General features: G+C 61.1%; 16 protein-coding genes and 2 pseudogenes. 11 read left to right on the top strand and 7 right to left on the bottom strand.

Features of this window, described 5'->3' with window-relative positions; translation table 11 throughout:
• Positions 1-62 precede the first annotated feature (62 nt).
• On the top strand, positions 63-1,658 hold the full coding sequence (locus AC0L14_RS01285) for an ABC transporter substrate-binding protein (RefSeq protein WP_473487634.1): 1,596 nt from the start codon (positions 63-65) through the stop codon (positions 1,656-1,658).
• A gap of 139 nt (positions 1,659-1,797) precedes the next feature.
• Here AC0L14_RS01285 and AC0L14_RS01280 read toward each other — a convergent pair whose 3' ends face one another.
• Positions 1,798-3,987, bottom strand: a complete 2,190-nt coding sequence (locus AC0L14_RS01280; protein WP_473487633.1) for an adenylate/guanylate cyclase domain-containing protein — start codon at positions 3,985-3,987, stop codon at positions 1,798-1,800.
• A 347-nt stretch (positions 3,988-4,334) separates the two neighbouring features.
• Positions 4,335-4,735, bottom strand: a pseudogene (locus AC0L14_RS01275) (GFA family protein).
• Between the two features lie 176 nt (positions 4,736-4,911).
• Between AC0L14_RS01275 and AC0L14_RS01270 the strand changes: the two are divergent.
• From AC0L14_RS01270 to AC0L14_RS01255, 4 genes are all read left to right on the top strand, one after another.
• Positions 4,912-5,706, top strand: coding sequence for a TlyA family RNA methyltransferase (locus tag AC0L14_RS01270; RefSeq protein WP_473487631.1), 795 nt, complete (start codon positions 4,912-4,914; stop codon positions 5,704-5,706).
• The gene (locus tag AC0L14_RS01265) at positions 5,703-6,944 is read left to right on the top strand and encodes a class I SAM-dependent RNA methyltransferase (protein ID WP_473748448.1); all 1,242 of its coding nucleotides are present in this window, start codon (positions 5,703-5,705) and stop codon (positions 6,942-6,944) included. Before AC0L14_RS01270 ends, AC0L14_RS01265 begins: the two co-directional genes overlap by 4 nt.
• Before the next feature lie 85 nt (positions 6,945-7,029).
• Positions 7,030-7,401: an antitoxin Xre/MbcA/ParS toxin-binding domain-containing protein gene (locus AC0L14_RS01260; RefSeq protein WP_095492412.1), complete on the top strand. Its 372-nt coding sequence runs from the start codon at positions 7,030-7,032 to the stop codon at positions 7,399-7,401.
• Positions 7,367-7,900 (top strand): RES family NAD+ phosphorylase, encoded by a 534-nt coding sequence (locus AC0L14_RS01255; protein WP_473748519.1) that lies wholly within the window; start codon positions 7,367-7,369, stop codon positions 7,898-7,900. The genes AC0L14_RS01260 and AC0L14_RS01255 overlap by 35 nt, the downstream gene beginning before the upstream one ends.
• A gap of 123 nt (positions 7,901-8,023) precedes the next feature.
• Here the strand turns inward: AC0L14_RS01255 and AC0L14_RS01250 are convergent, their stop codons facing one another.
• From AC0L14_RS01250 to AC0L14_RS01230, 5 genes and pseudogenes are all read right to left on the bottom strand, one after another.
• Positions 8,024-8,413, bottom strand: a complete 390-nt coding sequence (locus AC0L14_RS01250) for a type II toxin-antitoxin system VapC family toxin (RefSeq protein WP_473748447.1) — start codon at positions 8,411-8,413, stop codon at positions 8,024-8,026.
• Positions 8,400-8,675, bottom strand: coding sequence for an AbrB/MazE/SpoVT family DNA-binding domain-containing protein (locus tag AC0L14_RS01245; protein WP_123147067.1), 276 nt, complete (start codon positions 8,673-8,675; stop codon positions 8,400-8,402). Before AC0L14_RS01245 ends, AC0L14_RS01250 begins: the two co-directional genes overlap by 14 nt.
• 143 nt (positions 8,676-8,818) lie before the next feature.
• Positions 8,819-10,231 (bottom strand): metalloprotease TldD, encoded by a 1,413-nt coding sequence (gene tldD, locus AC0L14_RS01240; RefSeq protein WP_473748446.1) that lies wholly within the window; start codon positions 10,229-10,231, stop codon positions 8,819-8,821.
• 81 nt (positions 10,232-10,312) lie between these two features.
• A pseudogene (locus AC0L14_RS01235) lies at positions 10,313-10,805 on the bottom strand (GNAT family N-acetyltransferase).
• A 10-nt stretch (positions 10,806-10,815) separates the two neighbouring features.
• A complete protein-coding gene (locus AC0L14_RS01230; protein ID WP_473748445.1) occupies positions 10,816-11,391 on the bottom strand; it encodes an invasion associated locus B family protein in 576 nt (191 codons plus the stop codon).
• Positions 11,392-11,765: 374 nt separating this feature from the next.
• On the opposite strand from AC0L14_RS01230, the gene coxB reads away from it, so the two are divergent.
• From coxB to AC0L14_RS01200, 6 genes are all read left to right on the top strand, one after another.
• Positions 11,766-12,650, top strand: coding sequence for a cytochrome c oxidase subunit II (gene coxB, locus AC0L14_RS01225; protein ID WP_473528658.1), 885 nt, complete (start codon positions 11,766-11,768; stop codon positions 12,648-12,650).
• A gap of 37 nt (positions 12,651-12,687) precedes the next feature.
• Entirely contained in the window at positions 12,688-14,337 is a 1,650-nt protein-coding gene (ctaD, locus tag AC0L14_RS01220; protein WP_123147071.1) for a cytochrome c oxidase subunit I, read from the top strand.
• A 77-nt stretch (positions 14,338-14,414) separates the two neighbouring features.
• Complete coding sequence (locus AC0L14_RS01215) at positions 14,415-15,359, top strand: heme o synthase (RefSeq protein WP_473748444.1); 945 nt, start codon at positions 14,415-14,417, stop codon at positions 15,357-15,359.
• 2 nt (positions 15,360-15,361) lie between these two features.
• The gene (locus AC0L14_RS01210) at positions 15,362-15,523 is read left to right on the top strand and encodes a hypothetical protein (RefSeq protein WP_077381685.1); all 162 of its coding nucleotides are present in this window, start codon (positions 15,362-15,364) and stop codon (positions 15,521-15,523) included.
• Between the two features lie 8 nt (positions 15,524-15,531).
• Complete coding sequence (locus AC0L14_RS01205) at positions 15,532-16,173, top strand: cytochrome c oxidase assembly protein (protein WP_473748443.1); 642 nt, start codon at positions 15,532-15,534, stop codon at positions 16,171-16,173.
• Between the two features lies 1 nt (position 16,174).
• Complete coding sequence (locus AC0L14_RS01200; RefSeq protein WP_473748442.1) at positions 16,175-17,056, top strand: cytochrome c oxidase subunit 3; 882 nt, start codon at positions 16,175-16,177, stop codon at positions 17,054-17,056.
• Positions 17,057-17,108: the final 52 nt, after the last annotated feature.

Here is a 17,108-nt window from a genome sequence, read left to right as displayed (position 1 = left end):
CGTCCTAAGTCTCTCGGGCCGCCGAGGGTCTCGCATGATCTTCCGTTCGAGGGTGAGCATCTGTGACGGAATTTGAAACGAAACTGAAGTTGGCCGCCACGCTTGCCGCCAAAGGCAGGGTTTCGCGTCGTGACTTTGTTCAGCTGGCGCTCGCCTCCGGCCTTACCGCCACGGCCGCCAATGCAATGTTCGTCAGGGTCGCGCGCGCCGAGCCCAAGAAGGGCGGCACCTTGAAGATCGGCATCAGCGATGCCGCCGCCACCGATTCACTGGACCCGAGTACCTACGTCAACCGGTTCACCGGCACCGCGCTAGGGGGAACCTTGTCGAACAGCCTGACCGAGATCGATTCCAAGGGCAACGTGGTCCCCGACCTCGCCGAGAGCTTTGAGCCGTCAGACGGCGCCAAGAAGTGGGTGTTCAAACTGAGGAAAGGCGCCACCTTTCACAATGGCAAGACGGTTACCGCTGATGATGTCGTGGCCTCGGTCAGGCATCACACCATGGAGGGCACGAAATCGATGATGAAATCGCTCTTGGCTACGGTCAGGAATGTCGTCGCCGACGGTGCCTTGACGGTGGTGTTCGAACTCGACGGCGGCAATGCCGACTTCCCCTACATCATGTCGGACATCCTGGTCATGCCGGCGAAAGAGGGCGGCGTCGACTGGGAGTCGGGCACCCGCACCGGCCCCTATATGCTCGAAAAGTTCGAGCCGGGCGTCATCGCCACCTTTAATAAGAACCCGAACTACTTCAAATCCGACAAGGGCTGGTTCGACCGTGTCGAATACCTGGCGATCAATGATGTAACGGCGCGCACCAACGCGCTCAACACCGGCGAAGTCCATTACATGGATCGCTGCGATCTGAAAACGCTCGACATTTTGAAGCAGAACCCCGATCTCGTGATCTCAGAGACGACGGGCTACGGCCACTACGTCTATGTCATGAACGTCCAGAAGGCGCCCTTCGACAATCCCGATGTGCGCAATGCGTTGAAGTACTCGCTCAATCGTGACGAGATCGTGCGGAAGGTGTTTCTTGGCCACGGCGCCATCGGCAACGACAATCCGATCGCGCCGACCGTCAAGTTCGCGACTGATCCGCAGCCGAAGCACGTCTACGACCCCGACATGGTCAAGAGCCTGCTCAAGAAGGCGGGGGCCGAGAACACCCAGTTCGACCTGTCGGTCGCGGATGCCGGGTTCACGGGTGCTACCGACTCCGCTTTCCTCTGGCAGGAGCATGCCCGCGCCGCCGGCCTCAACCTGAATGTGATCCGGGAGCCCAACGACGGCTATTGGGACAATGTCTGGCTCCAGAAGCCGTTCTACGCCTCTTACTGGGCCGGCCGGCCGACGTGCGACTGGATGTTCACCACCGGCTATGCGGCGGAAGCGGTGTGGAACGAAACGTTCTGGAAAAATCCGCGCTTTAATGAGCTGCTCGTCGCCGCCCGCTCGGAGACCGACGATACCAAGCGCGCCGGCATGTATGCCGAAATGCAGCAATTGCTGCATGACGACGGCGGGCTCATCAACCTCGTCTTCAACTCCTATGTCGATGCCCACACCAAGGCTCTCGCCCATGGCGAGTTGGCGTCGAACTGGCCGATGGACGGGTCGAAGATCGCCGAACGCTGGTGGTTCGCCTAGGCCGTCTACTCGACAATTGGGATGGCGGACTGGACGCGTTTGATGTCTCCTTGTCCCCCAACAGCGGCTCCGGAGCGGACATCGCAGCAGGTCCGAGTTGGGCCACAAGCGGAAATCCCTGACGCGCGTCCAGGGTCCATCAATTGCCTCTGATTTTGGACAGCGCGTCCTTTGCGTAAATGCCAACCAGAGCTTCATTCTGGAGTGCGACAAGCGCAGGTATCGCAGCTTGTGCCGGAGGTCCGATCTTTCCCAGCGCCTCGATGGCCTCCCGGCGGAGATACTCAACCTTAAGCGCTTCAACCAGAGCCGGAACGGCTTGTAATGCCGCTGGTCCAAACCAGCCCAGTCGTTTTGCTGCATATAGCTGGGAAAAGGGATCGCCGGCGCCAAGCTCTGCTTCCAGGCTCGTAACGGTGACGTCCAGCGGCAGCGCAGCGATACGGACACCATCATTCAGGCGCTCCCCGACATTTGCGTGTTCATAATCCCATTTGAACGAGTGGTGTAAGGTGTCGGGAATGTTTTCGAGGCCTTTCTGGCCTATGCCGGGCCGGAACTTCATCAGCATTTGCCTCGCTTCTTCCCGGCGACCGAGCTGCGCCAGCACGGAACTGAGAGGTAGAAAGAGCGCAGTTGCGTCTGGGTTTCGCCTGACGCCTTCTCCGAACACCTCAGCCGCTTGTTTCAGATCGCCCATTGCAAAGAGCGCCAATCCACGAGCGAGAACGTAGTGGCTTGGATAGCTCGGGTTAAGCCGCATGGCGGTCGCGACGAAATTCAGCGCGTCGGCAGGTTCGCCTGAGATCGTCAGCGCCCAAGCCGTTGCGATGTGTGCCTCGGGGTCGTTGGGATCCAATGCAATCGCTCGACCGGCATTCCTGCGTGCATCTTTGGCCAGGCCTTGATAACCGTCCCGCAATGCCTCGACCGTATAAGACAGTGACGTTGGATATTTCTTGGCCAACTCTACGTAATCGTGAGCTCCCCACCAGAAATATGGTTCGTCCCTACCGAGTTCTTTACCCCAGAGTGAGTCAACGACGCGGAAGTAGGCCAGCGCCAGGGCGGCATAAGCTCGCCCATATTCGGGATCAAGTTCGGTTGCTTTTTTCAAGGACGTGATGGCGGCAGCTGTATCCTTTGCGTTGTAACGGAGATAAAGGCTCCAACCCTTTTCGAAAGCTTCCTTGGCTGCAATGTTGTCCGGCTTGGCGCGGGCAATTTCCGTTTTTTCGGTGGTGGTGAGGTTGACCTTCAACGCTTCGACGATCTTTGCGACAAAAACGTCCTGGACCGCAAAAATATCGGCGACGTTTCCATCGAACCTGTCCGCCCACACATGCCCGCCGGTGAGGGCATCGATGAGCTGGGCGTTGACTCGCACCTGCTCGCCGGCTCGCCGTACGCTCCCCTCGAGAACGTAACGCACGCCAAGTTCTTCGGCGACCTGGCTGATTTTTACCGGCTTGCCGCGGTAAACGAATGTCGAGTTTCGCGCGATCACGAAGAGGCCGGAAACCTTGGAAAGGTCGGTGATCAAGTCATCGGTCATGCCGTCGGCGAAGTGCTCCTGGCCGGCGTCGCTCGAGATGTTGGTGAATGGCAATACAGCGACTGACGGCTTATCGGGCAGCGGCAACGCCATTCTTTCCCTGGAGGCCACCTCGACCGGCGGTCCTGAACCGTCCCCGACCACCTTCCAAAGCGCTACACCTCCGGCGATCAGGATCAGCGCCGTCGCCGCGACTGTCAGCCGGCGCCATTCGATATGACGTTTGCGTTTTGCTGGAACTGTTCCGGACGCGGCGCGTGCCCGCGGGCCTACCCGATACAGACGAACAGGTTTTTCGATGTTCTTGAGCTTTTGTTCACCCAAAAATTCGAACTCAAAATCCAGCTTTCTCTCGACCTGATCAAATGCCGTTCCTGAAATCAGGACGCCCCCGGGTTCGGCCAATCCTTCCAGTCTCGCCGCGACATTCACGCCGTCGCCATAGATGTCCTGTCCTTCGACAATCACATCACCAAGGTTTACGCCAATGCGGAATTCGAGCTGTTTTTCCTTCGGCAGTTCGGCGTTGCACTCCGCCATCGTCCGCTGGATTTCGACGGCGCAACCGACCGCGTCGACCACGCTGGAGAATTCTATCAGCGCGCCGTCGCCCATGAGCTTCACGATGCGCCCCTTATGAGCGGCGATCTTCGGATCGATCAGGTTCTCGCGGGTGCTCTTCAGGCGCGCGAGGGTATCCGCCTCATCGGCTTCCATAAGGCGGCTGTAGCCAACGATGTCAGCGGCAAGTATCGCCGCAAGCCTGCGCTCCATGGAGGTTTCCGGCGCTGGGCAACTGTTTCCATGATAATAGAGTATCGCTTCGGAGCCTAGTCCTGCTCTGGTCGGCTTTGGGTCAGGAACGCTGGTTGGGGTGAACGTCGGCCATCGGGCAGCGAAATGGGCTGATGAAGGTCAGCTCAGGGTCATGGGCGTGAATTCGGCCGGTCGCGAACGAACCACCGCCAAGGGGTCATCTTCCGCCCTTCCGCACCGGTACTGAGTGTCAGATTTCCGCTAAAGCGCGTCGCATTTGAACGGATTCATGCGACGCGCTTTAAGTTCTTGTTTTTACGCATGTCGTTGTCGCAAAACCGCTGCGCACTTCTGCGCGACATGCATTAGAACCACATATCGCGCACGCAGCGACCATCGCGCGGCAGGTCCTCGAACTTATGGAGACCATCGAAATGGTCGATTGGCAGGTCGGCGACGGCGTCAGGCGGCGCAAGCCTCACATTGACGGCGATTCGAGTGCGACCGGCGGCACTGGAGCGCAAACCACGCCAGGCCAGAACGCAGGCGCATGTCGGACAGAACAGAATCTCGAGCGACGGGTCATCCTTTCCGGAGCGCGTATAAGCACTTGTCGGTCCCGCAGACGGATGCGTTCGTCAACATAATTGTAAGCCCACAGCGCGCCATAGCGGCGGCAAAGCGTGCAATTGCAGGCTGTGATCGAGCCGGGATCGCCCTCCAACGTCCAGTGGGCCGCGCCACAATGGCAGGTTCCGGTCAGCATCCGTCCTCCTCACGTTCTGGCAGCAACACGAGCATATCGTTCCCAACATTGTGCCGGACCTGGTGCGATATTCCAACAGATTGTGGCGCGGCCTGATGCGCTCGCCGCTTTCGCAAGATGTTCGTTGTCTTCCCCAATATCCTTGCCTTCGTGACGGGCTTTCGCCATGAAGGCCGATGAACTCCCCTTTGCCAGCCAGCACACGCCAGCGGCTCGACGAACTTCTCGTCGCGCGCGGCCTGTTCCCCAGCCGCTCTCGCGCCCGCGACGCGATCGAGCGCGGTACTGTGACGGTTGACGGCGTCATCGCCCGCAAGCCCGGCCAGACCGTCCTGGCTGATTGCCTCATAGCCGTCGATGATCCGGCGCAGGGTTACGTGTCGCGTGCTGCGCTGAAGCTGATCGTCGGGCTCGATCATTTCGGTCTCGATCCAGCCGGCAGCGAAGCGCTCGACGTCGGCGCCTCGACCGGAGGCTTCACTCAGGTCTTGCTCGAACGCGGCGCGGCACATGTCACGGCGATCGATGTCGGGCATGGCCAGATACATCAGGATATCGCTGGCGATCCGCGTGTGACGGTGATCGAGGGATTGAACGCCCGTGATCTTTCCGCCGCCGATCTTGCCGATCGCATTCCGGATTTTATCGTCTCCGATGTCAGCTTCATCTCGTTGAAGCTGGCGCTGCCGCCGGCGCTCGCCATTGCCAGGAGCGGCGCCAGAGCAATATTTCTGGTCAAGCCGCAATTCGAGGCGGGCCGCGAGGCGATCGGCAAGGGCGGCTTGCTGAAAGACCCATACGATGCCGCGCGGGTTGCCGGCCTGCTGCAGGATTGGCTCGACGGCGTCCCGGGCTGGCGCTCGCTGGGACTGCATCTGTCACCGATCGAAGGCGGCGACGGCAACCGCGAGTTCCTGCTCGCCGGGATCAAAGACGCCGGAGTCGAGAACAGGGGGATCGGAGGCCGATGAACGCGCGCTTCACGATCACAAGGCTGGGCTCCCAGGCCGACGGCGTCGCCGAGACCGAAACCGGCGAGCTTTTCATTCCGTTCACGCTGCCCGGTGAAACCGTCACCGCCGCGCGCGAAAAGGACCGTGCCACGCTGATGTCGGTGCTGGAGGCTTCGCCGCTTCGCATCGACCCTGCCTGTCGGCATTTCACCGAATGCGGCGGCTGCGCCATCCAGCATCTCGAGGCCGAAGCTTATCATCGGTGGAAGCGCGACAAGGTTGCGCATGCGCTCAACAGCAAGGGTATCACTTGCGACATTGACGCGCTGGTGCCGTGCGCGCCGCAGACGCGTCGGCGCGTCGTGTTCACCGCCCGACGGAGCGAGGCCGGCATGCTGCTCGGCTTCGTTCGCGCGCTGTCGTCCGAAATAATTTCAATCGAGGAATGCCCGATCTCGCTGCCCGAGATCGTCGCAAAGCTCGACCGTCTGACAGCACTCACCGAATTGGTTTGCGCAACGACGAAATCGTTCCGCATGACGGTCACGGCGACCGCTTCCGGCCTCGATATCGCGGTTCACGAGTCCGGCAAGCTTGGCGAAAACCAGCGCCGCGTCGCCTCCAATTTCGTCATCGCTCAGGGATTGGCAAGGCTTTCGGTCGATGGCGAGATTATCATCGAGCCCAAAAAGCCGGTTGTCACGTTCGGTGGCGTCGCTGTCGCGGTGCCGCCGGGCGCCTTCCTGCAGGCCACCGAGGCCGCCGAGCAGACGATGGCGGACATCGTCGGCCGGCACCTAGCGCGCGCCAAAAAGGTCGCCGATCTCTTCGCCGGCTGCGGCAGCTTTGCGCTACGTCTCGCCGCCAAGTCGGAAGTCCATGCGGTGGAGGGTGACGCGGCAGCGCTTTCGGCGCTCGACCGGGCGTTCCGTTTCGCCAGCGGTCTGAAGCGCGTGACCAGCGAACGCCGCGACCTGTTTCGGCGGCCGCTCACATTCAAGGAGTTGAATGCCTTCGATGGCATTGTGTTCGATCCGCCCCGCGCCGGCGCCGAGGACCAGTCGAAGCAGATTGCCCGTTCCGACGTGCCGCTGGTCGCCGCGGTTTCCTGCAATCCGGTGACGCTGGCGCGGGACCTGCGCATCCTGATCGACGGCGGCTATGCCCTGAAAAGCGTAGCGCCGATCGACCAGTTCCTGTGGTCGCCGCATGTCGAGGCCGTCGCGTTATTGGAGAAGCCGAGGAGAAGGCGGTAAGAGGTATCCATTTGTTGAGCTTGAATTTCGCGTAAAATGAGCATACTTTGATCGTATTCTGTTCAAAATGTGCTAGGATCCTGTTATGAATACCGCAGCCCTCGATATCAGAGCATCGCGCTTTGGCGAGGAACGGACGCCATTTCTTTCGGCAAGACGGGTGGCTGAACTGCTGGGCGTCAATCTGACCGAACTGGCGGGCCTGATCGGCGTCGCGCGCAACACGCTTGCCGCCAAGACCGGCGCGCGCAAGGTCGACGCCGCATTGAGTCCGATTGTCCGTATCCTGGCGATGGCAGGCGAGATGGCCGGCGATGAACAGCGTGCGGCGATCTGGTTCAAGCATCAGCCAATCCCCGGCTGGGCGGGAAAGACCGCCTACGATCTTGTTCGAGAGGGCAAAACGGACAAGGTGCTTGCCTATCTGGAGGCAGTCCGCTCCGGCATCTATGCCTGAAAGCAGACTGAGCCTATGGCGTTCCTTCGTGCCGCGTTGGGCGCATCTGCCGCTTTCCGGCGAAGGAGCGGCCCGCTTTGGCGGTCGCTGGAATCCGGTGGGGACCCCGACGATCTATGCCGCGCGGGAATTGTCCACTGCTTGGGCGGAGTACAATCAGGGCTTTGTCCAGCATCCGGCGCTGATTGCGCAGCTCGAACTTTCAGGCGCGCGGCTGGCCGACCTGACGGACGCTGATGTGCTGATCAAGCTCGGCGTCACGGCAGACATTCACCGATGTGAGTGGCGCGACATCATTGATCAAGGCCTTGTGCCTGAGACGCACACGCTGAGAGATCGCCTGATTGCCGATGGGCAGCATGGCGTGATCTACCCGTCCTTCATGTCGCCCGGCGGAACATGCGTCGCCCTCTGGCGATGGAACGAGAGCAACGCACCCCGTCTGAAGGTCATCGATCCCGACCATCGCCTGCCGAAAACGCCGGCTTCATGGCTTTAATGCATGTCGCGCAAAAGTGTGCAGCGGTTTTGCGATAACGACAAAACAACAACCTAAAGCGCGTCGCATGAGCCCGGTCAAATGCCACGCGCTTTAGGCAGTTCGAACCTGGTCGGGAGACGGCTAGGCTTCTTGCACGCCCTCATATCCGGCCGCCCTTGCGGCCTTGACGAACTTACGGTCAAAAGTCGCGAAGCCGGCGCAGTGAGCGGACTTGCCCAGATGCAGCGCATCAGCGAAATCTAATCCTCTTTCCGAGAGGTCGAGCGCGGACGACACGACCGCTCCGTCTTCCACCTCCACCGTGGGAAGCCCACTAAACGCCCGTAGCGTACGGGCGATTTCGAGCGGCGCAAAACCATAGGTGCTGCGCAACACCCACTCGACCTCCAGGATCACTGTAATGGCGACAAAGACCGGCTGGCTATCGATCAGCGCCCCGGCGCGGGGAGACTGTGCCGGGTGATCGCCTGTCAGGTAGCGGACGATAAGATTGGTATCAATCGCGAGCATGGCGCCGCCGCGCTTCGGCCAGCACACCCGCATCCATTTCTTCCAACGTCTTCGGCCTGCCTCTATGGGGCAGGGATCCAAACACGTCTTCTGGCCGTGTCTCGGCGAAGACTGGCGCAGGCTTCAGTAGCACGCCCTCCGGAGTGTCTTCGACCAGAAGACGCGTGCCGGCGTCCCATTCCCTCCGTTTCCGGATTGCGCTGGGCAAAATGACCTGTCCCTTGGTCGAGACGGTGGTTATGAGCTTTTCCGTAGCAGCCACAGCACGTACGCCAGATGTAAGACAAACGTAAGATAATAGGAGGTCGCGCCAAATTCAAGGCGCAAGCTACGCATTTGACGAGATGGAGCAGCAGTGGCGGCCGGGATGGTATTCGCGACCACAAAACCAGCCGGCAGCTTCTATCAAACCCTTGTGCCACCGACCGTCATCTGGTTCATCCTGAGATGCGGCTGGCCGACGCCGACCGGCACGCCTTGGCCGGCCTTGCCGCACATGCCGATACCGGTGTCGAGCTTCATGTCGTTGCCGATCATCGAAACCCGATGCATGGCATCCGGTCCATTGCCGATCAGCATGGCGCCCTTGATCGGCTGCGTCACCTTGCCGTTCTCGATCATGTAGGCCTCCGTGCAGCCGAACACGAATTTGCCCGAGGTGATGTCGACCTGACCGCCGCCGAAGGAGACGGCATAGACGCCGTTCTTGACCGAGGCGATGATTTCGTCCGGCTCCATATCGCCTGAAGTCATGTAGGTGTTGGTCATACGCGGCATCGGCTGGTGCGCATAGCCTTCGCGCCGTCCGTTGCCGGTCGCGTTCATGCCCATCAGCCGGGCGTTCTGGCGGTCTTGCATGTAGCCGACAAGCTTGCCGTCATCGATCAGCACGTTGCGGGCCGACGGCGTGCCTTCGTCATCGACTGTTAGCGAGCCACGCCGCTCGGCCATGGTGCCGTCGTCGACGACGGTGACGCCCTTAGCGGCCACCTGCTGGCCCATCAGCCCGGCGAAGGCTGATGTCTTCTTGCGGTTGAAGTCGCCTTCCAGCCCGTGGCCGACGGCCTCGTGCAGCATGACGCCCGGCCAGCCGCTGGACAGGACGATGTCGAAGGTGCCGGCCGGGGCCGGGATGGCCTCGAGGTTGACCAGCGCTTGCCGCAGCGCTTCCTTGGCGGCGTGCTTCCAACTCTCCTCGACCAGGAATTCGCCAAACCCTTTGCGACCGCCCATGCCGTAGGAGCCGCTCTCCTGGCGGTCGCCATTGCCGACCACCACCGACACATTGATCCTGACCAGCGGGCGGATGTCGCGCACCATCTGGCCGTCGGCACGCACGATCTCGACATGCTGCCAGGAGGCGGCGAGTGACGCCGTCACCTGCCGCACGCGCGGATCCTCGGCTCGCAGCCACGCATCGATTTGCTGAAGGAGCTTGGCCTTGGCCTCGAAGGAGGGCGAGGGGATCGGGTTCTCGTCGCCATAGAGATGGCGGTTGGTGCGGGCGGGAGCCGCAGCAAGCGTGCCGGAATAGCCGCTCTTGACCGTCGAGACGGCATCGGCCGCGCGCAGCAGCGACGCTTCCGAAAGATCGCTGGAATGCGCATAGCCACTCGCTTCGCCGGCGACCGCGCGCAGGCCAAAGCCTTGGTCTGTGTTGAAATTGGCGGTCTTCAGCCGGCCATTGTCGAACATCAGCGCTTCGCTCTCGCTGTATTCGAGGAACAGCTCGCCGTCGTCGGCGCCGTTGATGGTCTCGGCGACGATCTGCTTGATGCGATCGTCGGAAATGTCGAATTGGCCGATGAGGCTGTTCATGGCGCGGGCCCTTCAATAAGCAATTTACTGCATGTAGGCGCCAGGGCGCCGTTCGGCAATCTTCACGATGGAACTGCGATCCTAAGTCAAACGGCGTGCCTTCACGATTTCGTCGATCTCCCGGCCTTCATGAAGAAAGCCGGCAGGTATGCAGCCTATTTCGTGAAAACCTTCTCGTTGATAAAACCGGATGGCCGCTAGATTTTCGGCGCTTACAGCCAACTCGACCTGCCTTATGCCCCAATGCTCGGGCGTGATCGAGCAGCAGGTTGAGCATCCCGACGGCGTATCCGCCGCCTCGCTCGCTGTCGCGCAAATAGACCATGATGACGGTCGCCCGGTGCGCCATCTTGCTGGCCCGCTGCCGCTTCAGGCCCATTATGCCGACAGGCTCCTCGCCGCGAAAGCTGACGACGACCGGGTCGTTCGTCAGGCGCCGCCGCCATTCCTCGTCGGGGAGATTCTCCCATTCCGCCGCGCTGCTGGCGAAGGCCTCGGGTGCAGCGCGCAAAGCCTCCAGGCGAATTCGCTTGAAGATCTCGAAGTCGTTCGGATCGAGCAGTTTCAAGGTCAAACGTGCAGTCTCAAGGCAGCGCGGCGAAACCGTCGGCGAAACCCTTGAGCTCGACCGGAATGCCGATGCCTTCCTCCGGCGTCTGGAAGACGATGAAGGTGGCCGACGTTCCGGTTTTCAGCGTGTCGAGCAGCGGCTTTTCGAGAATGACCTCGGCATAGCAGCCGTCCTGGAAGCAGCGCACGAAATAGGCCCGGCCGATGTCCTTGCCGTCGACATTGAGACCGAGTCCGTTGGGCAGCAGCACTCCGAGCGGCGCCAGAACGCGCAGTATTTCGGCCTTGTTGTCGGCGGTGCGCAGCACGACGACGGAAAGCCCCATCTCGGGACGGTCCTCGGCGACGACGTTCTGCATCATCACGCATTGTTCTGATGTGGCTCCGGCCGGCGTGTCGCAGATGACCGACCATGCGCCATGCGTCGACCGCACCTTGCCGCTTGGCTGCGCAGCATTGGCCTGGCCGATGCCAGACAAGCCAACACCAGATAGGCCAACGCCAGACACGGCAGCGAGAAGAATGACCTTCGCCAAGCTTCTCCAAAGCCCAAGTCTCGAAAGCCCAAGTCTCCAAAGCCAAGAGTTCATGACGGCTCCATTGCGAATCACGGCACTTTAAGCCGCGCCAAGGGCAAGTAAAGGATGAGACCACTGCCGGCCTGCCTCGACCAAGGCAATTGTGCGCTTTTCCGTGTCAAATTCGCCCGAATTGCGACAGCCCGGCGCATTTTGCCAGGACACTCCGCCGCTCGGACTTCCGCGATCCGCCACCGCCGCGGCCGCCGCCAAAATGCGCAGCCGCGCTTGCGCGCAAAAATGCCGCACGGTTTCCTCCGCTCATTTCTTGCAGAGGCAAATAGAGTATGGTTTGAACCAGCCTCGGGACTGTCCGGGATTCCCGTCCCGGCGTTGTTCGATATTCTTGCGGTCCGATCGCGAGGAACTGGGAGATAATGACGGCAATGAGAAAATTCCTAGCAGGCGCCAAATTCCTGACAAGCGCTTGGGCTGCCGCCACACTGTTCGCCGGCGCGTCCGCCCATGCGGCCCAGCCTGCGCCGTGGGAGGTGAGCTTCCAGCCCGCCGCCACCGACATGATGCGGCAGATCGCCTGGTTCGAGCACTATACGCTGTGGTTCATCGTGCCGATCACCCTCTTCGTGCTCTTTCTCATCGGCTATTGCATCCTGAAGTTTCGCGCGAGCGTCAACCCGATCCCGTCGCGCACCAGCCACAACACGCTGATCGAGGTGATCTGGACGGTTGGGCCGGTCGTCGTCCTGCTCATGCTCGCCATCCCCTCGTTCCAGCTTTTGACCGCGCAATACACACCGCCGGAGGAAGCCAAGTTGACCGTCAAGGCGACGGGAAACCAGTGGAACTGGGACTACGAATACCAGACCGAAAACACGCTTTCCTTCAACTCAGCGATCCTGGCGGATTCTGACCGAGCGGCGGCCGGTAAGGAGGACCGCGGCGCTTATCCGCGCCTGCTCGCCGTCGACAACGAGATGGTGGTGCCGGTCAACACCATGACCCGGGTGCTGGTGACGGCGGCGGACGTGATCCACGCCTTTGCCATGCCGTCCTTCGGCATCAAGACCGACGCGGTTCCGGGCCGCATCAACGAGGTCTGGTTCAAGGCGGAAAAGGAAGGCCTCTATTACGGCCAGTGTTCGGAGCTCTGCGGCAAGGACCACGCATTCATGCCGATCGCGATCCGCGTCGTCTCCGACGCCCAGTACAAGACCTGGCTGGCGGCAGCCGGCACCGACCTTCCCGGCGCCAACAAGGCGCTGATGGCCGAGGTCGACGGCAAAGACAAGGTAGCGGCCGCCGGCAACTGATGCCGCGACCAGAAAAGATCAGGGAACGGAGCCGAACATGGCAGACGCTGCAGCTCACGACCACGACCACAAGCCGTATCATGGCTGGGTCCGGTGGGTGTATTCGACCAACCACAAGGATATCGGTACGCTCTATCTGATCTTCGCGATCATGGCCGGCTGCGTCGGCGGTGCCCTTTCGGTCGTCATGCGCATGGAACTGCAGGAGCCGGGGATCCAGATTTTCACCGGCCTGGCGCAGATGGTCTACGGCTTGAACGCCGACGCTGCGCTCGACGGCGGCAAGAGCATGTACAACGCCTTCACCACCGCGCATGCGCTGATCATGATCTTCTTCATGGTCATGCCGGCGCTGATCGGTGGCTTCGCCAACTGGATGGTGCCGATCATGATCGGCGCGCCCGACATGGCTTTCCCGCGCATGAACAACGTCTCGTTCTGGTTGCTGCCACCGGCTTTCATCCTGCTGATCATCTCGGCCTTCATGCCGAGCGCGCCTGGCGCCTACGGCGTCGGCGGCGGCTGGACGATCTATCCGCCGCTATCGACATCGGGCCAGCCGGGACCGGCGATGGATCTTGCGATCCTGTCGCTGCACATCGCCGGCGCCTCGTCGATCCTCGGCGCCATCAATTTCATCACCACCATTTTCAACATGCGCGCGCCTGGCATGACGCTGCACAAGATGCCGCTGTTCGCCTGGTCGGTGCTGATCACCGCTTTCCTGCTGCTGTTGTCGCTTCCGGTTCTGGCCGGCGGCATCACCATGCTTTTGACCGATCGCAACTTCGGCACCACCTTCTTCGCGCCGGACGGCGGCGGCGACCCGATCCTGTTCCAGCACCTGTTCTGGTTCTTCGGGCACCCGGAAGTCTACATCCTGATCCTGCCGGGCTTCGGCATCGTCAGCCACATCGTCTCAACCTTCTCGAGGAAGCCCATCTTCGGCTATCTCGGCATGGCCTATGCCATGGTCGCGATCGGTGCGGTCGGCTTCATCGTCTGGGCGCACCACATGTACACGACCGGCCTGTCGCTCGACACGCAGCGCTATTTCGTCTTCGCCACGATGGTTATCGCCGTGCCGACGGGCGTGAAGATATTCTCGTGGATCGCCACCATGTGGGGCGGGTCGATTTCGCTCAAGACCCCGATGCTTTGGGCGATCGGCTTCATCTTCCTGTTCACCGTCGGCGGCGTTACCGGCGTCCAGCTTGCCAACGCCGGTCTCGACCGCCCGCTGCACGACACCTATTACGTGGTCGCGCATTTCCACTATGTGCTGTCGCTGGGCGCGGTCTTTGCCATCTTCGCCGGCTGGTACTACTGGTTCCCGAAGATGACCGGCTACATGTATTCGCCTGTCATCGCCAACACCCACTTCTGGGTCACCTTCGTCGGCGTCAACCTCGTCTTCTTCCCGCAGCATTTCCTCGGCCTCTCCGGCATGCCGCGCCGCTACATCGATTATCCGGATGCGTTTGCCGGCTGGAACATGGTGTCGTCCTACGGCTCGTACATTTCGGCCGTCGGCGTGGTCATCTTCCTCTATGGCGTGTTCGAGGCGTTCCAGAAGAAGCGGGTTGCCGGCGCCAACCCATGGGGCGAGGGTGCAACGACGCTCGAATGGCAGCTGCCTTCGCCGCCGCCCTTCCACCAGTGGGAACAGCTGCCGAAGATCAAATAGGCTTCTGCCTGGGGGAAATACGGAACCGCCGGTTCGCCGGCGGTTTTGGCCAACGGAATGATGGACTTTAAGTACGCATGGCCCTTGTCGACGACACCTTGACTGACGAACCGGGCTTTCGCGTGTCGGAAGCGACGGCGGGCGATTTCTTCGCCCTGTTGAAGCCGCGCGTCATGTCGCTGGTGGTGTTCACCGCCTTTGTCGGCCTGGTCGCGGCACCTGTGACCATCAATCCGCTTCTGGCGGTGATCGCTATCCTGGCCATTGCCATTGGTGCAGGGGCCTCCGGCGCGCTCAACATGTGGTATGACGCCGATATCGATGCGGTGATGACCAGGACCGCCGGCCGTCCGGTGCCGGCCGGCCGCATCCGGCCCGGCGAGGCGCTGAGTTTCGGCCTGGTGCTGTCGGTGCTGTCGGTGATGACGCTCGGCGTGCTGGTCAACTGGCTGTCGGCGACGCTGCTGGCCTTCACCATCTTCTTTTATGCCGTCGTCTACACGATGTGGCTGAAGCGCTGGACGCCACAGAACATTGTCATCGGCGGTGCTGCCGGCGCCATTCCGCCGGTGATCGGCTGGGGCGCAGTGACCGGAACAGTTAGCCTGGAAAGTATCGTCCTGTTCCTGATCATCTTCCTGTGGACGCCGCCGCATTTCTGGGCGCTCGCCCTCTTCAAGTCCGAGGACTATGCCAGGGCCGGCATCCCGATGATGCCGAATGTCGCGGGCCAGGCTTCGACCCGACGCCAGATCTTTGCCTACGCGCTGATCCTTGCACCGGTTGGCGTGCTGCCATGGACGCTCGGTTTCACCACCCCCGCTTATGGTGTCTTTGCGGTGCTGCTTGGTGCCGGCTTCGTCTGGTACGCGTGGAAGGTGCTGCAGATGGCGGACGACGACCATGTGATGAAGCCGGCCAAGGCATTGTTCGGCTACTCGCTGCTTTACCTCTTTGCCATTTTCGCCGTCTACCTTGCCGACTGCGTTGTCGGGCGCGTGCTTGCCATGGGTGGAGCATGACCATGGCCGACAAGAAGCTTGAACTCGTCACGCTGACGGAGCGCCAGCAGAAGGCCCGGCGCAACCGCTCGGTAGCCATCGGCCTGGCGCTGGCGGTGCTTGTCGTCATCTTCTATATCGCGACCGTCGTGAAATTCGGTCACAACCTCACCGGAACGATGTGAGGCTCAAGATGAACCGCCAAACAGTGACCCATCCTCAAAAGAAGAACACCAACCGCGTCGTCGCCGGCGTCTGCATCGCCTTTTTCGGCGGCATGATTGGCATGGCCTATGCCGCGGTGCCGCTCTACGCGATGTTCTGCCAGGCGACCGGTTACGGCGGCACCGTAAAACGCGCAACGCAGCAATATGCCGACCGGGTGCTCGACCGCGATATCACCATCCGTTTCGACGCCAACACAGTCGGTGTGCCCTGGCAGTTCCAGCCGGTCGCCCGCTCGGTCACCATCAAGATAGGCGAGACGGCGCAGGCGCATTATAGCGCGACCAACAAATTCGTCCGCGCCACCACCGGCCGCGCCACCTTCAACGTGCAGCCGGAACTTGCAGGATCCTACTTCAACAAGGTCGAGTGTTTCTGCTTTACCGACACGACGTTGAAGCCTGGAGAGACGCTGGACATGCCGGTTGTGTTCTATGTAGATCCCGACATCGTCAATGCGCCGGAACTGAAGGACCTGAAGACGATTACCCTGTCCTACACGATGTTCCCGGTCGAGAAGAACGAGAAAAACAAGCCGGTGACGTCATCAGTGCCGGCCGAAGGCACAAGCAACAAAGTTTCACATACCGAACGAAGCCTCGGGGGTTGATATGGCAGACGCGCACGCAAAACCACAACATGACTACCATCTCGTCGACCCAAGCCCGTGGCCGTTCCTAGGCTCGATCGGCGCCCTGGTCACCGCGATCGGCGGCGTCTGTTACATGCAGTATCTCAAGGGCGGCGATTTCCCCATTTTCGGCTTCAACATCGCCAATCCGTGGCTGTTCTTCATCGGCCTTTTGATCGTCCTCTACACCATGTACGCCTGGTGGTCGGACACCATCAAGGAAGCTCACGAAGGCCACCACACGCGTGTCGTGTCGCTGCATCTGCGCTACGGCATGATCATGTTCATCGCTTCCGAGGTGATGTTCTTCGCCGCCTGGTTCTGGGCTTTCTTCGACGCCAGCCTGTTTCCCGGCGAAGCACAGCAATACGCCCGCGCCGCTTTCACCGGCGGTGTCTGGCCGCCGAAGGGCCTTGAGGTCCTCGACCCCTTCCACCTGCCGCTCTACAACACCGTCATCCTGCTTCTGTCGGCCACCACTGTGACCTGGGCGCACCACGCGCTGCTTCATGGCGATCGCAAGGGGCTGATCAACGGCCTGGTGCTGACGGTCGGTCTCGGCATGCTGTTCACCATGGTGCAGGCTTACGAATATATGCATGCGCCGTTCGGCTTCAGGGATTCGATTTACGGCGCCACCTTCTTCATGGCGACCGGCTTCCACGGCTTCCATGTCATCATCGGCACCATCTTCCTGCTGGTCTGCCTGGTTCGCGCGATGAAGGGCGATTTCACGCCCAAGCACCATTTCGGCTTCGAGGCGGCCGCCTGGTACTGGCACTTCGTCGACGTGGTCTGGCTTTTCCTGTTCGCGTCGATCTATGTCTGGGCCTCGAGCGGCGCGGTGATCGAAGGTCACTGAAATCTTCTTGAGGAATTGCGTGGGCGGCTGCGGCGACGTGGCCGCCTTATCT

The organism is Mesorhizobium sp. WSM4841, from assembly GCF_055811515.1.
This window is presented reverse-complemented; position numbering and strand designations above follow the sequence as displayed.

Coding starts and splice junctions, on each gene's coding strand:
- AC0L14_RS01280 (WP_473487633.1), bottom strand. CDS start 3,987: ATGGAGCGCAGGCTTGCGGCGATACTTGCCGCTGACATCGTTGGCTAC.
- coxB (WP_473528658.1), top strand. CDS start 11,766: ATGAGAAAATTCCTAGCAGGCGCCAAATTCCTGACAAGCGCTTGGGCT.
- AC0L14_RS01205 (WP_473748443.1), top strand. CDS start 15,532: ATGAACCGCCAAACAGTGACCCATCCTCAAAAGAAGAACACCAACCGC.
- AC0L14_RS01270 (WP_473487631.1), top strand. CDS start 4,912: ATGAACTCCCCTTTGCCAGCCAGCACACGCCAGCGGCTCGACGAACTT.
- ctaD (WP_123147071.1), top strand. CDS start 12,688: ATGGCAGACGCTGCAGCTCACGACCACGACCACAAGCCGTATCATGGC.
- tldD (WP_473748446.1), bottom strand. CDS start 10,231: ATGAACAGCCTCATCGGCCAATTCGACATTTCCGACGATCGCATCAAG.
- AC0L14_RS01210 (WP_077381685.1), top strand. CDS start 15,362: ATGGCCGACAAGAAGCTTGAACTCGTCACGCTGACGGAGCGCCAGCAG.
- AC0L14_RS01265 (WP_473748448.1), top strand. CDS start 5,703: ATGAACGCGCGCTTCACGATCACAAGGCTGGGCTCCCAGGCCGACGGC.
- AC0L14_RS01250 (WP_473748447.1), bottom strand. CDS start 8,413: ATGCTCGCGATTGATACCAATCTTATCGTCCGCTACCTGACAGGCGAT.
- AC0L14_RS01230 (WP_473748445.1), bottom strand. CDS start 11,391: ATGAACTCTTGGCTTTGGAGACTTGGGCTTTCGAGACTTGGGCTTTGG.
- AC0L14_RS01260 (WP_095492412.1), top strand. CDS start 7,030: ATGAATACCGCAGCCCTCGATATCAGAGCATCGCGCTTTGGCGAGGAA.
- AC0L14_RS01200 (WP_473748442.1), top strand. CDS start 16,175: ATGGCAGACGCGCACGCAAAACCACAACATGACTACCATCTCGTCGAC.
- AC0L14_RS01215 (WP_473748444.1), top strand. CDS start 14,415: ATGGCCCTTGTCGACGACACCTTGACTGACGAACCGGGCTTTCGCGTG.